Annotated in this window: 14 protein-coding genes; 9 read left to right on the top strand and 5 right to left on the bottom strand. The window is 66.5% G+C overall.

Annotated elements, in window-relative coordinates; all coding sequences use genetic code 11:
* Window positions 1-123: 123 nt before the first annotated feature.
* The 5 genes from flhB to QM685_RS00155 all read left to right on the top strand — a co-directional run bounded on the left by flhB (window position 124) and on the right by QM685_RS00155 (window position 7,292).
* Window positions 124-1,353, top strand: coding sequence for a flagellar biosynthesis protein FlhB (flhB, locus tag QM685_RS00175; RefSeq protein WP_415111835.1), 1,230 nt, complete (start codon window positions 124-126; stop codon window positions 1,351-1,353).
* The gene (gene flhA, locus QM685_RS00170; protein ID WP_415111834.1) at window positions 1,350-3,452 is read left to right on the top strand and encodes a flagellar biosynthesis protein FlhA; all 2,103 of its coding nucleotides are present in this window, start codon (window positions 1,350-1,352) and stop codon (window positions 3,450-3,452) included. Before flhB ends, flhA begins: the two co-directional genes overlap by 4 nt.
* Window positions 3,453-3,671: 219 nt before the next feature.
* A complete protein-coding gene (gene flhF, locus QM685_RS00165) occupies window positions 3,672-5,669 on the top strand; it encodes a flagellar biosynthesis protein FlhF (RefSeq protein WP_415111833.1) in 1,998 nt (665 codons plus the stop codon).
* A complete protein-coding gene (locus QM685_RS00160; protein ID WP_415111832.1) occupies window positions 5,662-6,531 on the top strand; it encodes a MinD/ParA family ATP-binding protein in 870 nt (289 codons plus the stop codon). Before flhF ends, QM685_RS00160 begins: the two co-directional genes overlap by 8 nt.
* A 26-nt stretch (window positions 6,532-6,557) precedes the next feature.
* A complete protein-coding gene (locus tag QM685_RS00155) occupies window positions 6,558-7,292 on the top strand; it encodes an RNA polymerase sigma factor FliA (RefSeq protein WP_415111831.1) in 735 nt (244 codons plus the stop codon).
* A gap of 159 nt (window positions 7,293-7,451) precedes the next feature.
* Here QM685_RS00155 and QM685_RS00150 read toward each other — a convergent pair whose 3' ends face one another.
* From QM685_RS00150 to flgA, 5 genes are all read right to left on the bottom strand, one after another.
* Complete coding sequence (locus tag QM685_RS00150) at window positions 7,452-7,862, bottom strand: type II toxin-antitoxin system HicB family antitoxin (RefSeq protein WP_415111830.1); 411 nt, start codon at window positions 7,860-7,862, stop codon at window positions 7,452-7,454.
* The gene (locus QM685_RS00145; RefSeq protein WP_415111829.1) at window positions 7,859-8,041 is read right to left on the bottom strand and encodes a type II toxin-antitoxin system HicA family toxin; all 183 of its coding nucleotides are present in this window, start codon (window positions 8,039-8,041) and stop codon (window positions 7,859-7,861) included. The genes QM685_RS00150 and QM685_RS00145 overlap by 4 nt, the downstream gene beginning before the upstream one ends.
* 294 nt (window positions 8,042-8,335) lie before the next feature.
* Complete coding sequence (locus QM685_RS00140) at window positions 8,336-8,782, bottom strand: flagella synthesis protein FlgN (protein WP_415111828.1); 447 nt, start codon at window positions 8,780-8,782, stop codon at window positions 8,336-8,338.
* 94 nt (window positions 8,783-8,876) lie between these two features.
* Window positions 8,877-9,233, bottom strand: a complete 357-nt coding sequence (flgM, locus tag QM685_RS00135; RefSeq protein WP_415111827.1) for a flagellar biosynthesis anti-sigma factor FlgM — start codon at window positions 9,231-9,233, stop codon at window positions 8,877-8,879.
* A gap of 207 nt (window positions 9,234-9,440) precedes the next feature.
* A complete protein-coding gene (gene flgA, locus QM685_RS00130) occupies window positions 9,441-10,925 on the bottom strand; it encodes a flagellar basal body P-ring formation chaperone FlgA (RefSeq protein ID WP_415111826.1) in 1,485 nt (494 codons plus the stop codon).
* Between the two features lie 218 nt (window positions 10,926-11,143).
* On the opposite strand from flgA, the gene QM685_RS00125 reads away from it, so the two are divergent.
* The 4 genes from QM685_RS00125 to QM685_RS00110 all read left to right on the top strand — a co-directional run bounded on the left by QM685_RS00125 (window position 11,144) and on the right by QM685_RS00110 (window position 14,480).
* The gene (locus QM685_RS00125) at window positions 11,144-11,641 is read left to right on the top strand and encodes a flagellar basal body rod protein FlgB (protein WP_415111825.1); all 498 of its coding nucleotides are present in this window, start codon (window positions 11,144-11,146) and stop codon (window positions 11,639-11,641) included.
* A 117-nt stretch (window positions 11,642-11,758) separates the two neighbouring features.
* The gene (gene flgC, locus QM685_RS00120; RefSeq protein WP_415111824.1) at window positions 11,759-12,184 is read left to right on the top strand and encodes a flagellar basal body rod protein FlgC; all 426 of its coding nucleotides are present in this window, start codon (window positions 11,759-11,761) and stop codon (window positions 12,182-12,184) included.
* 10 nt (window positions 12,185-12,194) lie between these two features.
* Complete coding sequence (locus QM685_RS00115; protein ID WP_415111823.1) at window positions 12,195-12,917, top strand: flagellar hook assembly protein FlgD; 723 nt, start codon at window positions 12,195-12,197, stop codon at window positions 12,915-12,917.
* A gap of 51 nt (window positions 12,918-12,968) precedes the next feature.
* The gene (locus QM685_RS00110; RefSeq protein WP_415111822.1) at window positions 12,969-14,480 is read left to right on the top strand and encodes a flagellar hook-basal body complex protein; all 1,512 of its coding nucleotides are present in this window, start codon (window positions 12,969-12,971) and stop codon (window positions 14,478-14,480) included.
* The last annotated feature ends 7 nt before the right edge of the window (window positions 14,481-14,487 follow it).

The raw sequence follows: 14,487 nt of genomic DNA, 5'->3' as shown, positions 1-14,487 counted from the left end.
TCTGGCCATCCGTCGAAATACCCCCGTTTCTCCGCCCTTATCCGCCGATCGGCGCTTGCGCCGAGCGGGAATAATCGCTGTCACTGGAAAGAGGCGCGTTGCCTCGGCCGACTGGAGAGCTTTGTGGCAGAGGACAGCGACCTCGAAAAAACCGAAGCCGCCACTCCCCGGCGCCTGCAGAAGGCGCGCGAGGAGGGGCAGATCGTTCGTTCGCGGGAGCTGTCGACGTTTGCGCTGCTCGCGGCCGGCTTCTACGGCGTCTGGGGGTTGTCCGGCCATATCGGCGTGCATCTGCAGGACATGCTGCGCGCGTCGCTGACGTTCAATCACGCGAGCACGTTCGATACGAGCCGCATGCTGACCGGCGCGGGCGCCGCCGCGCGCGAAGGCCTCTACGCGCTGCTGCCGATTCTCGGCTTCACCGGCGCCGCCGCGCTGCTCGCGCCGATGGCGCTCGGCGGCTGGCAGCTATCGACGAAAGGGCTCGAGCCCAGGTTCGACCGGCTGAACCCGATCGCGGGCCTCGGCCGCATGTTTTCGATCAATGGGCCGATCCAGCTCGGCATGTCGTTCGCGAAGACGCTCGTGGTCGGGCTGATCGGCGGCACGGCGATCTGGAATCGCCGCGAGGAGATGCTCGCGCTCGCGACCCAGCCGCTCCATCTCGCGCTCGCGAACGCCGTGCATCTGATCGCCGTGTGCTGCGGCATCACGGTGGCCGGCATGTTCGTGGTGGCCGGGCTCGACGTGCCGTACCAGTTGTGGCAATTCCACAAGAAGCTGCGGATGACCAAGGAAGAGGTGAAGCGCGAGCATCGCGAGAGCGAAGGCGACCCGCACATCAAGGGCAAGATTCGCCAGCAGCAGCGCGCGATCGCGCGGCGCCGCATGATGGCGCAGGTGCCGAAGGCCGACGTGGTGGTCACGAACCCGACGCACTTCGCGGTCGCGCTGCAATACACGGACGGCGAGATGCGCGCGCCGAAGGTGGTCGCGAAGGGCGTGAATCTGGTCGCCGCGCGGATTCGCGAACTCGCCGCTGAAAACAACGTGCCGCTGCTCGAAGCGCCGCCGCTCGCGCGCGCGCTTTATCACAACGTCGAGCTGAACCGCGAGATTCCGGGGCCGCTTTATGGCGCGGTCGCCGAAGTGCTCGCGTGGGTCTACCAGTTGCGGCGCTTCAAAACCGAGGGCGGTATCGCGCCGGTCGCCCCGACCGGGCTCGACGTGCCGGCCGAACTCGACAAGGGCGGCGTGTCGGACGAAGACGCCGCCGAGGAAGCCGCCGACACGCTCGACCCCGCCAACGACGCCAAAGACGACACCAACAACGCAACGGGAGCCTCCGCATGAACGTTCGCGCCGGTTTCCTCGCCCGACGGCCGGATGCCCTGAACAGCACCAATCTGCGCGCCCTCGCCGGGCCGGTGCTGATCTGCATGATCCTCGGCATGATGATCCTGCCGTTGCCGCCGTTCCTGCTGGATCTGCTGTTCACGTTCAACATCGCGCTTTCCGTGATGGTGCTGCTCGTCAGCATGTACACGATGAAACCGCTCGATTTCGCGGCGTTCCCGAGCGTGCTGCTGTTCTCGACGCTGTTGCGGCTGTCGCTGAACGTCGCGTCGACGCGGATCGTGCTGCTCGAGGGCCACACCGGTCCCGACGCGGCCGGCCAGGTGATCGAATCGTTCGGCCACTTCCTCGTGGGCGGCAATTTCGCGGTCGGTATCGTCGTCTTCGTGATCCTGATGGTGATCAACTTCATGGTGATCACGAAGGGCGCGGGGCGGATCGCCGAAGTGTCCGCGCGCTTCACGCTCGACGCGATGCCCGGCAAGCAGATGGCGATCGACGCCGATCTGAACGCGGGCCTCATCAACGAGGAGCAGGCGCGCAAGCGCCGCGCGGAAGTCGCGCAGGAAGCCGAGTTCTACGGTTCGATGGACGGCGCGAGCAAGTTCGTGCGCGGCGACGCGGTGGCCGGTCTGCTGATCATGGTGATCAACATCATCGGCGGGCTGATCGTCGGGATGGTCCAGCACGACATGAGTTTTGCGGCGGCGGGCAAGAACTACACGCTGCTCACGATCGGCGACGGCCTCGTCGCGCAGATCCCGTCGCTGGTGATTTCGACGGCGGCCGGCGTGATCGTGTCGCGCGTCGCGACCGACGAAGACATCGGCACGCAGCTCACCGGTCAGCTCTTCACGAACCCGCGCGTGCTGATCATCACGGGCAGCATTCTCGTGATGATGGGCCTGATTCCGAACATGCCGCACTTCGCGTTCCTGATTCTCGGCGGCGGGCTGATCCAGCTCGGCCGCACGATGAAGAAGCGCGCCGAGGAGCGCAAGAACACGACCGCGCTGGTCGATGTCGCGCCGGCCGCGATGGCGCCGGTCGAGAACGCCGAAGCAAGCTGGGACGACGTGACGATGATCGACACGCTCGGCCTCGAAGTCGGCTACCGGCTGATTCCGCTCGTCGACAAGAATTCGGATGGCGAGCTGCTGAAGCGGATCAAGAGCATCCGCAAGAAGTTCGCGCAGGAAATCGGCTTCCTGCCGCCGGTCATCCATATCCGCGACAACCTCGAACTGCGGCCGAACGGCTACAGCATCGCGCTGAAGGGCGTCGAGATCGGCTCGGGCGAGGCGTATCCGGGCCAGTGGCTCGCGATCAATCCGGGTCAGGTGTCGGCCGCGCTGCCCGGCACGCCGACCCAGGACCCGGCGTTCGGCCTGCCGGCGATCTGGATCGATACGAATCTGCGCGAACAGGCGCAGGTGTACGGCTACACGGTGGTCGATTCGAGCACGGTGGTCGCGACGCACCTGAATCACCTGGTCGTCACGCATGCGTCGGAACTGCTCGGCCGCCGCGAGGTGCAGGCGCTGATCGAGCGGATGCAGAAGGACACGCCGTCGCTCGTCGACGATCTGGTGCCGAAGGCGCTGCCGCTCAACACGCTGCAGAAGGTGCTGCAGAACCTGCTCGAAGAAGGCGTGCCGATCCGCGACATGCGCACGATTCTCGAATCGCTGGCCGAGCACGCGGCGAAGATCTCCGACGCGCACGAGCTGACCGCCGCGGTGCGCCTCGCGCTCGGCCGCGCGATCACGCAGCAGTGGTTCCCCGGCACCGGCGACATGCAGGTGATGGGGCTCGACGCGAACCTCGAACGGGTGTTGTCGCAGGCGCTCTCGACCGGCCCGAATCCGGGCCTCGAACCGGGCCTCGCGAATACGCTGCTCACCGAAACGCAGAAGGCGATGACGCGTCAGCAGAATCTCGGCCTCGCGCCGGTGCTGCTCGTGCAGCACGCGCTGCGGCCGATGCTCGCGCGCTTCCTGCGCCGCAGCCTGCCGCAACTGAAGGTGCTGTCGTACGCGGAAGTGCCCGACACGCGCCACGTGAAGGTCGTCAATGTGATCGGCGCGCAAGGCTGACGGCGTGCGTGTGCGGGATGGCCGGATTTCCGCCCTTGGGGAAACACCCGTCGCGACCTGCTCACGCGATGTGCCGGCGATGCGTCCATCGCGCGAATAGCCTGCCTTTAACGGCCTTTATCCATCGATCGTCGCCCGACGCCTTTCGGAATAATGGCCCTCAATGGGAAGCGGTATATCGCCGGTCCGTCAGTCCGTATACCTCATCGGGGGTCCAGCTTGAACATTCGTAAATTTGTCGGTGCTAACAGTCGCGATGCGCTGCGTCTCGTTCGCGAAGCACTGGGCCCCGATGCGGTCGTGCTGTCGAACCGGACGATGGACGACGGAAGCGTCGAAATCGTTGCGCTCGCCGATAGCGATCTCGCCGCGATCACGCCGAAAGCGCGTGAGGGCGCGCGGGCCGCGCTGCGCGCGTCGCCGGGCGCGCCGGCGAATCCGTACGCGAATGGCATGCCGGACGTGTTTTCGTCGGTGTTCGGCGCGAGCCCGGAAGCGGGCGCTGAAGCGATGCCGATGAATATGTCGATGAATGCGGGCACGAATTCCGCTGTCAATACGTCTGCCGGTGCATCCGTCGGCGCGCCCGCGAACGAAGCAGCGAATGCGGTGCCGGTTGCGAACCCGGCCGTTCGCCCCGCGACACGCTCCGCGGCAAATCCGGTCGACCCTGCAACGGGCACGGTGGCAGCCGTCGCGGCAGGCGCGACGTCCGCCGCAAGCCTGTCGTCGTCCAACGCCTTCAACCCCTTCAACGCATCCGCCACGCCCGCCGGCTCCAGCGCCCGCGCCGCGGCAACGCGTCTGTCGGAAGACATTCGCGCGGACCTGCTGAAGGCCGCCGGCATTCCGCTTCCGCCAGCCACGGCGGCGACCGAAAGCGCCGCGCCACGCACGATGGCCGAATCGAATCCGTGGCTCATCGATCACGCGCGCCACATCGCCGCCGAGCAGCATGAACAGCGCGGCGAGTACAGCGCGCGTCCCGCCGCGATGACACCCGCCGTCGCGACCGCCAGGGGCCTCGGCATCGCGGTCGACGCGAGCGAGCCCGCCACGCGGCCGACGCTCGTGCCGCCCGTGATCGACACACCCGACTGGGCGCGCGAAGCCGCGGAAGCCGCCGCGCGCCGCACCGTGCGGAAATTCGCGCCGGTGCCGCCCGCCGTCGACGAAACCCGCACGCCGGCCGCCGTCGCCGACGCCGACGCGATCAAGGCGCGCATGGAGCAGGTCGTCAAGGACACGGTGATGAACGAGCTGTCGTCGATGCGCGGGATGATGGAAGAGCATTTCGCCGGCCTCCTGTGGGGCGAGCGCCAGCGCCGCAATCCGGCGCGCGCCGCGCTCACGAAGCATCTGTTCGCCGCCGGCTTTTCCGCGCAGCTCGTGCAGATGATGGTCGACAACCTGCCTGAGGACGTCGACACGATGGAAGCCGGCATGGACTGGGTGCGCTCGGTGCTCGAATCGAACCTGCCGGTGATGGAGGACGAAGACGCGTTGATGGAGCGCGGCGGCGTGTTCGCGCTGATGGGCCCGACCGGCGTCGGCAAGACGACCACCACCGCGAAGCTCGCCGCGCGCTGCGTGATGCGCTTCGGCGCGAGCAAGGTCGCGCTGCTGACGACCGACAGCTACCGGATCGGCGGTCACGAACAACTGCGCATCTTCGGCAAGATTCTCGGCGTGTCGGTGCACGCGGTGAAGGACAGCGCCGATCTGCAACTCGCGCTCTCCGAGCTGCGCAACAAGCACATCGTGCTGATCGACACGATCGGCATGAGCCAGCGCGACCGTCTCGTGTCCGACCAGATCGCGATGCTGTGCCGCGCCGGCCAGCCGGTGCAGCGACTGCTGCTGCTCAACGCGACGGGCCACGGCGACACGCTCAACGAAGTCGTGCAGGCCTATCAGCGCGCGCCGGATCAGCAGCCGCTCGCCGGCTGCATCCTGACCAAGCTCGACGAAGCGACGAACCTCGGCGGCGTGCTCGACGCGGTGATCCGCTACAAGCTGCCGATTCATTACGTGTCGACCGGTCAGAAGGTGCCGGAGAACCTGTACGTCGCGACGAAGAAATTCCTGATCAAGAGCACGTTCTGCATTCCGCGCGACAACTCGCCGTTCGTGCCGCAGGACGACGACATTCCCGCGCTGCTGTCCTCGCTGTCCGCGCGTTCGACGGCCGAGCTGCACGAGGTCCGCTTTGGATAAGCTCGTTTCGGATCAGGCGGAAGGACTGCGGCGGCTGCTCGCGCGCGGCGGCGCGCGCGTGATCGCGGCGACGGGCGCGGCGCCCGGCGTGGGCAGCACGACGGTGGTCGTCAATCTCGCCGCGGCGCTCGCGCAGCAGGGCAAGGACGTGCTCGTGATCGACGAATGCGTCGGCGAGAAGTCGGTGAGCGCGATGCTCGGCGGCTTGCGCGGCGTGGGCAATTTTTCGGCGGTGATGCGCGGCGAGATGCCGGTCGACTTCGCCGCCGCGCGGCACGCGCTCGGGTTTTCGGTGCTGGCCGCGTCGCGCAACAACCGCGAGGGCCACACGGCGGCCGAATTCAGCGTGCTGCTCGACGGTTCGGCCGACATCGTGCTGATCGACGCGCAACTCGACGCGCAAGGGCATCTATCGGAGTTCGCGAAGCAGGCGCACGACGTGATGATCGTCACGCGCGTGTCGGCCCAGGCGATCACCGACGCCTATGCCTGCACGAAGCGTCTGCATTACGCGCATGCCATCGCGCAGTTCCGCGTGCTTTGGAATCACGTGCAAAGCGCAAACGACGCGCATGCCGCGTTCGCGAATCTCGCCGGCGTGGCGGGCCGTTATCTGACCGTGGCGCTCGAGGACGCCGGCTGCATCGCGGCCGACATGCGCATGGCGCGAGCGCTCGAGTTGTCGCGCTGTGTCGTCGACGCGTTTCCGTCGACCCCGGCCGCGCGCGACTTCCGTCAACTCGCCGCCGAATTGCAATACTGGCCGATGCGGCCAGCGATGTCGCCGCAAACGCCCCGGCGGGCGCCCGCGGCCGTTACAGCGGCGCACCACGCCGACCAACCGTCCGCGCAGCACGCCTAAGCGGCGCACAGGACAAGGGGAGCACGATGTACAACGCTCAGGGAAAGATTTCCCAGGCCGAAGTTCTGACGAAGTACGCACCGCTCGTGCGTCGACTCGGCTTGCAGCTTGTCGCGAAAATGCCGGCGAGCGTCGATCTCGACGATCTGATCCAGGCCGGCATGATCGGCTTGCTGGATGCCGCCGGCCGCTACAAGGAAGACCAGGGCGCGCAGTTCGAGACCTATGCCAGCCAGCGGATTCGCGGCGCGATGCTCGACGAGCTGCGCAGCAACGACTGGCTGCCGCGCAGCTTGCGGCGCACCTCGCGCGAAGTGGAAACGGCGGTGCACAAGGTCGAGCAGAACCTCGGCCGCTCGGCGAGCGAAGCCGAGATCGCCGAGCATCTGCAGATGCCGCTCGACGAATACCAGTCGATGCTGCAGGATCTGCACGGCAGCCAGTTGATCTATTACGAAGACTTCGACCGCTCCGCCGACGACGAACCGTTTCTGGACCGCTACTGCGTCGATCATTCGGACCCGCTCTCCGCGCTGCTCGACGACAGTCTGCGCTCGGCGCTCGTCGAAGCGATCGACCGCTTGCCGGAGCGCGAGAAGCTGCTGATGTCGCTGTACTACGAACGCGGCATGAACCTGCGTGAAATCGGCGCGGTGATGGAAGTCAGCGAATCGCGCGTGTGCCAGTTGCACAGCCAGGCGGTGGCGCGCCTGCGCACGCGGCTGCGGGAAATGGCCTGGGCGAATGCTGAAACGAGCTGAAGTCTTGCCGGCGGCGAGCCCGCCACCTTTTCGCCGATAGTTTCAGCCGCCGCTTTCAACCCCCGCTTTTCACTCCCGCTTTTTACCCCCGCTTCCAATCGCTCCGGCGCCGGCGGCAGGCCCGCCGCGCGACGTGCGCGCCTGCGCGCGCATCGCTCCTCACGCACCGGCCATCTCGTGTTCGGCGGCAAGCGCGAGAAATGCCGAGCGCGACATGCCGCGCGCCTGCGCATACGAGTCGATTTCCTGCACCAGTACTTCGGGCAGCGAGATGTTGATGCGGACCGCCTTTCTCAGCGCCGGAATGTTGCGCGTCGTCACGAAACCCCACATGAAATCCGCGAACCCGGGATTGCGCTGATGCTCGCTGAGCGTGAGCGGCTCGGGCAGCGGCAGTCCTTCGTCGAGCAAGGTTTCGAGATGCGATTCGATGGCCTGCTTCGCGTTTGCGTAGGCTTCCTCGATCGTGTCGCCCGCGGAGTAGCAGCCCGGGATGTCGGGTACGACCACGCCGAATGCGTGCTTGCTGTCTCCGGGTTCGATTGCGATCGGAAAGATCAGATGCTTCATTTGAGCCCCGCCTGTTTCAATATGCTGTTCAGGGTGCCGGGCGGCAGATCCTTTTTCGGATGCGGAATGGTAACGAGACCATGCTTGCCCGCGTGCCGGAAATGATGGTGGCTGCCCGATATTCGGACGAGCTGCCAACCATCGGCTTGGATCAGTTTGACGACCTCGGCGCTGTTCATACATCATTCCCTCCAGTGTACACACGACTACACAACCTCGCTAGTAGACAAAATTCCGCCTTACACATGCGCCGCCACATCGAAGTCGGGGCGCCGGCGAAAGCTCGACCAAGGTTGCTATTTCAACGTGACGCGGCGTTGCGCGCCAGCTAGCCGAATGGCTAATGTTGCGTGGCGGGAGGGCAAAAGCGGGAGTGGAGGGTCAGCGCGGAAACGGCGAAGGCCCGTCATCGGTGACGGGATTTTCAATTGCTGCCGGGGTGTGGGGACCCGGCCTGCGGCCGGGTCGTCCGATCAAAGTCCGAAATGAGCCGGCATACGTCCATCGGGCCCATACAGACTGGCCTTGCGCGGTACGTTGACCTGCAGCGCCTTCAGCGCGCGCTGGTTGTAGTCCATCCGCACGCGGATCAGTTCGCCGTTGTTGGTATTGACGCGCCGCGCGCGCTCGGCGGCCTGTTGCAGCAGCTTCCACTGCGTTGCGATACGCGTGTCGGCGCTTGCCGCGAGTTCCATGCCGGACCAGCCGGGCGGCAAGCCGAGTTCGGCCAGTTGCGCGTCGCGCGCGGCTTCGAGCCTCGCGAGCACGCCGATCAGCTCGGTTTTCTTTTCGACGATCGCGGGCAACTGTTCCAGCGGCGATACCGCGGTCAGTGCCTTGGTTTCGAGCGTGAGGATCGAGGCGAACGCCTCGACGGTCGAATATTCTTCGATCAGAGTGGCAACCAGGGCGTCTTTCATGTCAACGACTCGCTACACACGCTGGCTCGCGGATGACGCGCGAGCCGGGTTGGTCGAACGCCGCCCGGCACGTCACCGCACTTCGAGGTACCGATCAGTTGCCGCTCGACGAGGTCTTGTTCTGCAACAGCTCGCGTGCCGTCTGCAGCACGCCGTCGGCGATCTTGCCGGAGTCCATCTGCAGCGTGCCGTCCTTGATGGCCTGCCTGATCGACTCGACGTGCGCCGTATCGATATCGGCCGAGCCGGATGCCGCGAGGCTGCGCAGATGCTGCGACAGCCCCGACAGGCTCACGCTTGTGTCGCCCGAGCCGCTGCCCGCCGTGGCCGGCGCGGACGTGCTCGCGCCCTGCGTGGCGCCCGCTGCCGGCGCGGCGTCGCTCTGCTGCGAACGGGACAAGCCGTCTTTCAACGTCGGCAGACTCGAAGAGGTGGTGGAATCGACTTTCACGATTGGCTTCCTGAACGATTTGATCCTGATAACGGCAACCGCCGATCAAAACTTTAGCGCAATCGCTCCATTCCATACCGGGCCTCGTCGGGCTATCCGACCCCTTCGATGCTACTTGCGCCGCACTCGCCGCGAGCACGGCCGGTGCCGCCTTCGCTTCAGCGGATGCCCATGCTCCGCGCGCACGCTTTATCGCGACGAACCCGTTCACATCTGGATCTCCACCGTGGCGCCGTCTTTGACGATGCCGGAGATGATCTGGCCGTTCGCGGTCTTCACCCGCACCTGCTGGCCCGGCGACGCATTGTTCATCGCGCTGCCCTCGGCCGAAATCGAGAAACCGTCGCCGGCCGCCACGACCCGCACGGTCTGGCCGATCGCTACCGCCGACGCGCTTTTCAGCATGTCGCGGCGCAACGGCATGCCGCCTGCGATCCGCACGAGCGACACCGAGCCGACCGCCTGCGACGGGTCGGTGACGATCGCCTGCGGCAGGCCGGTCAGATCACCGTCGCGCGCGACGAGGTCGGCGGCGGTGAGCACTTCGCCGGGCGCCATCGCGCGGGCGGCGAGGTAGTAGGTCGCGTGCAGGCTGACGCGCGCCTGCAGATAGATCGTCCAGGGCCGCTCGCCCGCGCAGCGCACGCCGACCGTCATGCGGCCCCACAGGCGCGCGCCGGTCGGCATGAACGGCTCGAGCGACGCGCATGCGGCGAGGCCGCGCGGGAATGCGGGCGCGACGGTGATGTCGATCTTGCCGGGCAGGCCGACGGCCTGCTGCTGAAGGAACGCGAGCGCCGCGGCGTGGATCGCTTCCGGGTCCTGCTGACCGGGCAGCGGCGCGGGCGGTGCTGGCGTCGCCGCGCTGGCCTGCGGTGCTTTTTGCGCGATGGCGGGTGCCGGCTGGCGCAACGTTGCCGGCGTTCTCGCGAGCGTCGTGCTGGTCCGCTGCGCGGTGGCGATCGGCTTGCCGTTGGCGCCGAATTCAGGCGGTTCGCCGCGCGACGCGAGGCTGTCGAAACCGCTGCCTTGCGGCGCGTTCGCGGCGACCGGGCGCGTGGCCATGCCGCCCGCGCCGCTTGCATCATTCACGGCTGGCGTCACGACGACCGGGACGACCGCGCGCGCTTCGACATTGACGCGCGCGACACCCAACGCTCCCGCATTGGCCGGCGCGGGAATGGTCACGACGCCGTTGGCGTCCGGTTTCAGACTGGTGCGGATCATCGCCGGCGCGGCGCCCGCGGATTCGCCCGCGCCCGGAATGACGATCGCGCCGTTCGCGTTCGCGGCGCGCGCGAACGGATCGTTCTCGCGTTGTGCCGGCGCGCGGCCGAGCGACTGCGCGGTCGCGGCAGTGAGCGACGCAGCCGATGCCGTGCGTTGCGCCGGCGTCTGGATCTGTTGCACGAGATCGTTCAGCGCGGCGGGGTTCTTTTCGCCCGGCCCCGGGATCACGATCGGGCCGCCCCCCGTGTCCTGCGCCTGGGTCGTCGCCGGCAGCAGCACGATGCCGCCCGCGACCCACAGCGCGATGTGCACGATGAGCCGCCCGAGGCAGCGTGTCAGGTAGTGCAGGAAAAAGCGCGGCGGGGAACACGGCGTGGCGTGGGGCGCGCCCGACTCCACACCCGCGCGATATCCCGCCGCGCGGTTCGCGCGCCGCGGCAAGGCGGAAGTGGGCTGGTCCATCGCGGTTCTCCATCGAATGCATCGGTACGCCTTGCATTCTAGTGAGCCCCCTTTTCGCGCAAGCGTTGAATAGAAGCCCCCTTTCCCGGTTATTCGTCCGATTGCAGCTTGCGTCCGGCCCATAAGATGCACCTCATGCAAAAAGGTCTTTCCGCCGGCCGTGCCCAGTGCGCGGCGTATGCATGGAAAGGCTTCGGGAACGTTCTCGGGAGATTTCTATGCTGGACAAACTCGATGCCGAATTCGCGTTCGGCCGGCAGGCGATGGATGTGCGCGCGTACCGGCAGGAGCTGCTGTCGTCGAATATCGCCAATGCCGACACCCCTGGATACAAGGCGCGCGACATCGACTTCGCGTCGTCGCTCGCCGGCGCGCTGAAGAAGACGGGCGGCGCCAGCGCGGGCGAGGGCGCGTCGAACGGCTCGACGCTCGCGATGACGCAGCCGGCCGGCGTGACGGGCGGCATGTCGATGACGGCGACCGAACCCGGCCACATGAGCGGCAAGAGCACGCTCGAGGCGACGGGCGGCAGCCCCGACGACTACGGCAACCTGCAATACCGGATTCCGCAGCAGCCCGCGCTCGACGGCAACACGGTCGACCTCGACACCGAGCGGGTGCAGTTCGCCGACAACACGCTGCACTTCGAATCGGGCATGACGGTGGTGTCGAACCAGATCAAGACAATGCTCGCGGCGATCACGTCGGGCAGTTGATGCGGGCAGTTCGGCAATACACAAGCAACACGCAGGCAACACGCAAGCAGACAACAACAGCAGCGCTACGGGACTTAACGTAAAGCCGGTGCGAACCGGCAGGAGAGGTCAGGAAACATGCCATCCCTGATGAATATTTTTGGTGTCGCGGGCTCCGCGATGTCGGCGCAGTCGCAGCGGCTCAACGTGACGGCGTCGAACCTCGCCAACGCGGACAGCACGACCGGCCCGGACGGCCAGCCGTACAAGGCCAAGCAGGTCGTGTTCGCGGTGAATCCGCTCGGCGGCGCGCGCTCGGGCTCCGGCCAGCAGGTCGGCGGCGTGCAGGTCACCGGCGTGATCGACGATCCGTCGCCGATGAAGACCGCGTACGAACCCGGCAACCCGGCCGCCGACGCCGACGGCTACGTGACGCTGCCCAACGTCGACCCGGTGCAGGAAATGGTCAACATGATCTCGGCTTCGCGCTCGTATCAGGCCAACGTCGAAACGCTGAACACCGCCAAAGCGCTGATGCTGAAAACGCTCACGATCGGAACCTGAGGAGAACGTCTTGACCACCAACACCACGATCGGCAGCAACGGCACGACCGTTTCGCAAACGCTGCTCGACACGATGAACGGCACGACGAGCAGCACGAGCGCGACCGGTTCGACGAGCAGCACGGGCGGCACGTCGGCCGCCGATCTGCAGAACACCTTCCTGCAACTGCTGGTCGCGCAGTTGAAGAACCAGGATCCGACCAATCCGATGGACAGCTCGCAGATGACCTCGCAGCTCGCGCAGATCAGCACGGTGCAGGGCATCAGCCAGCTCAACACGTCGCTCAGCTCGCTGTCGACGCAGCTCTCGGCCGGCCAGCAGTCGCAGGCGGCGCTGCTGATCGGCTCGACCGTACTCGCGCCCGGCAACTCGGTCACGGTGTCGAACGGCCAGGCGAGCGCGTTCGGCGTCACGCTCGCCAACGCCGTGAGCGACCTGCAGGTCGTCGTCAAGAACTCGGCCGGCACGATCGTCAACACGATCGATCTCGGCAAGCAGTCGGCCGGCACGATTCCGGTCGGCTGGACGCCGACCGACTCGGCGGGCAACACGCTCGCCGACGGCACCTACACGATCACCGCGACCGGCACGATCAACGGCCAGCAGGCGACCGCCACCACGCTCACCGGCGCGACGGTGCAAAGCGTCGTCACGCAGACGAGCGGCACCGCCGGCCTCGTGCTGTCGAACGGTTCGACGGTCGACCTGACCAGCGTCGCCGCGATCCTCTAAGCCGATCAATCCGATCAATTCAGTTACGACTTTGCAGATACGGAGTACGCCATGGGTTACCAACAAGGTTTGAGCGGTCTGTCGGCGTCGTCGAGCGACCTCGACGTGATCGGCAACAACATCGCCAACGCCAACACCGTCGGCTTCAAGAGCGGCACCGCCGAATTCGCCGACATGTACGCGAATTCGATCGCGACCGCGGTGAACCAGCAGATCGGCATCGGCACGCAGCTCGCCGAAGTGCAGCAGCAGTTCTCGCAAGGCACGATCACGACGACCGACCAGGCGCTGAACGTCGCGATCAACGGCAACGGCTTCTTCCAGATGTCGAACAACGGCACGCTGACCTATTCGCGCAACGGCGTGTTCCAGCTCGACAAGAACGGCTACATCACGAACGCGCAGGGCCTGCAACTGATGGGCTACGGCGCCGACAGCTCGGGCGTGATCAACACCGCGCAAACCGTGCCGTTGAAGGTGCCGACCGCGAACATCGCGCCGCAGGCGACCACGACGATCACGGCGGGGCTGAACCTCAATGCGCAGGACAACCTGATGCTCGGCGCGCCGGTCGTGACGGCCGACTCCGGCAACACCGGCACGCTGAACACGACCGGCGCGACGATCACGAACGCCGCCGCCGGCACCAACACCGACAACTACACGATCAACTTCACGAGCCCGACCACCTACACGGTCACGGACAACACGCTCGGCACGACCTCGGCGTCCGCGACCTTCACGGCGGGCACCGCGATCACGCTCGGCAACGGCGAGAGCATCACGTTCAGCGGCGCGCCGGCGAGCGGCGACAGCTACACGGTCACGCCCAATCCGACCGCGTTCAACCAGAACAGCTCGACCACTTACAACTACTCGACCAGCACGACCGCCTACGACACGCTCGGCGGCTCGCAGACGGTCAACATGTATTTCGCGAAAACGGCCGCCGGCACGTGGAACGTGTACGCGGGCACCTCGACCGGCACTGCGTCGCTGATCGGCCAGGCGAACTTCGATTCGTCGGGCAAGCTCGTCAGCACGACCGACGCGAGCGGCACGGCGACCACGACGCTCGGCCAGTTCGCCTTCTCGATTCCGACCAGCGACGGCTCGTCGACGCCGCAGAGCCTCACGCTCGACCTCGGCGCCACCACGCAATACGGCGGCAAGGACGGCGTGAACAGCCTTTCGACCGACGGCTACGCGGCAGGCCAGTTGACCAGCTTCACGGTCGGCACCGACGGCACGCTGACCGGCAACTACTCGAACGGCCAGACGGCGGCGCTCGGCCAGATCGTGCTCGCGAATTTCGCGAACCAGAACGGCCTCGTCGACCTGGGCAACAACGAATACGGCCAGACGGCAGCCTCGGGCGTCGCGCAGATCTCGACGCCGGGCTCGACCAATCACGGCGTGCTGCAAGGCGGCGCGGTCGAGAACTCGAACGTCGATTTGACGAGCGAGCTGGTCAACCTGATCACCGCGCAGCGCAACTATCAGGCGAACGCGCAGACGATCAAGACCCAGCAGACCGTCGACCAGACGCTGATCAACCTGTAAGCGACCG

Origin of the sequence: Paraburkholderia sp., from assembly GCF_047605525.1 — a bacterium.
Taxonomy (GTDB): Bacteria; Pseudomonadota; Gammaproteobacteria; order Burkholderiales; family Burkholderiaceae; genus Paraburkholderia.
Note: the sequence above shows the minus strand (reverse complement) of the source record. Positions and strands in the feature narration are given on the sequence as shown.

Coding starts and splice junctions, on each gene's coding strand:
- flhA (WP_415111834.1), top strand. CDS start 1,350: ATGAACGTTCGCGCCGGTTTCCTCGCCCGACGGCCGGATGCCCTGAAC.
- QM685_RS00155 (WP_415111831.1), top strand. CDS start 6,558: ATGTACAACGCTCAGGGAAAGATTTCCCAGGCCGAAGTTCTGACGAAG.
- QM685_RS00150 (WP_415111830.1), bottom strand. CDS start 7,862: ATGAAGCATCTGATCTTTCCGATCGCAATCGAACCCGGAGACAGCAAG.
- QM685_RS00145 (WP_415111829.1), bottom strand. CDS start 8,041: ATGAACAGCGCCGAGGTCGTCAAACTGATCCAAGCCGATGGTTGGCAG.
- QM685_RS00140 (WP_415111828.1), bottom strand. CDS start 8,782: ATGAAAGACGCCCTGGTTGCCACTCTGATCGAAGAATATTCGACCGTC.
- flgA (WP_415111826.1), bottom strand. CDS start 10,925: ATGGACCAGCCCACTTCCGCCTTGCCGCGGCGCGCGAACCGCGCGGCG.
- QM685_RS00125 (WP_415111825.1), top strand. CDS start 11,144: ATGCTGGACAAACTCGATGCCGAATTCGCGTTCGGCCGGCAGGCGATG.
- flgC (WP_415111824.1), top strand. CDS start 11,759: ATGCCATCCCTGATGAATATTTTTGGTGTCGCGGGCTCCGCGATGTCG.
- QM685_RS00110 (WP_415111822.1), top strand. CDS start 12,969: ATGGGTTACCAACAAGGTTTGAGCGGTCTGTCGGCGTCGTCGAGCGAC.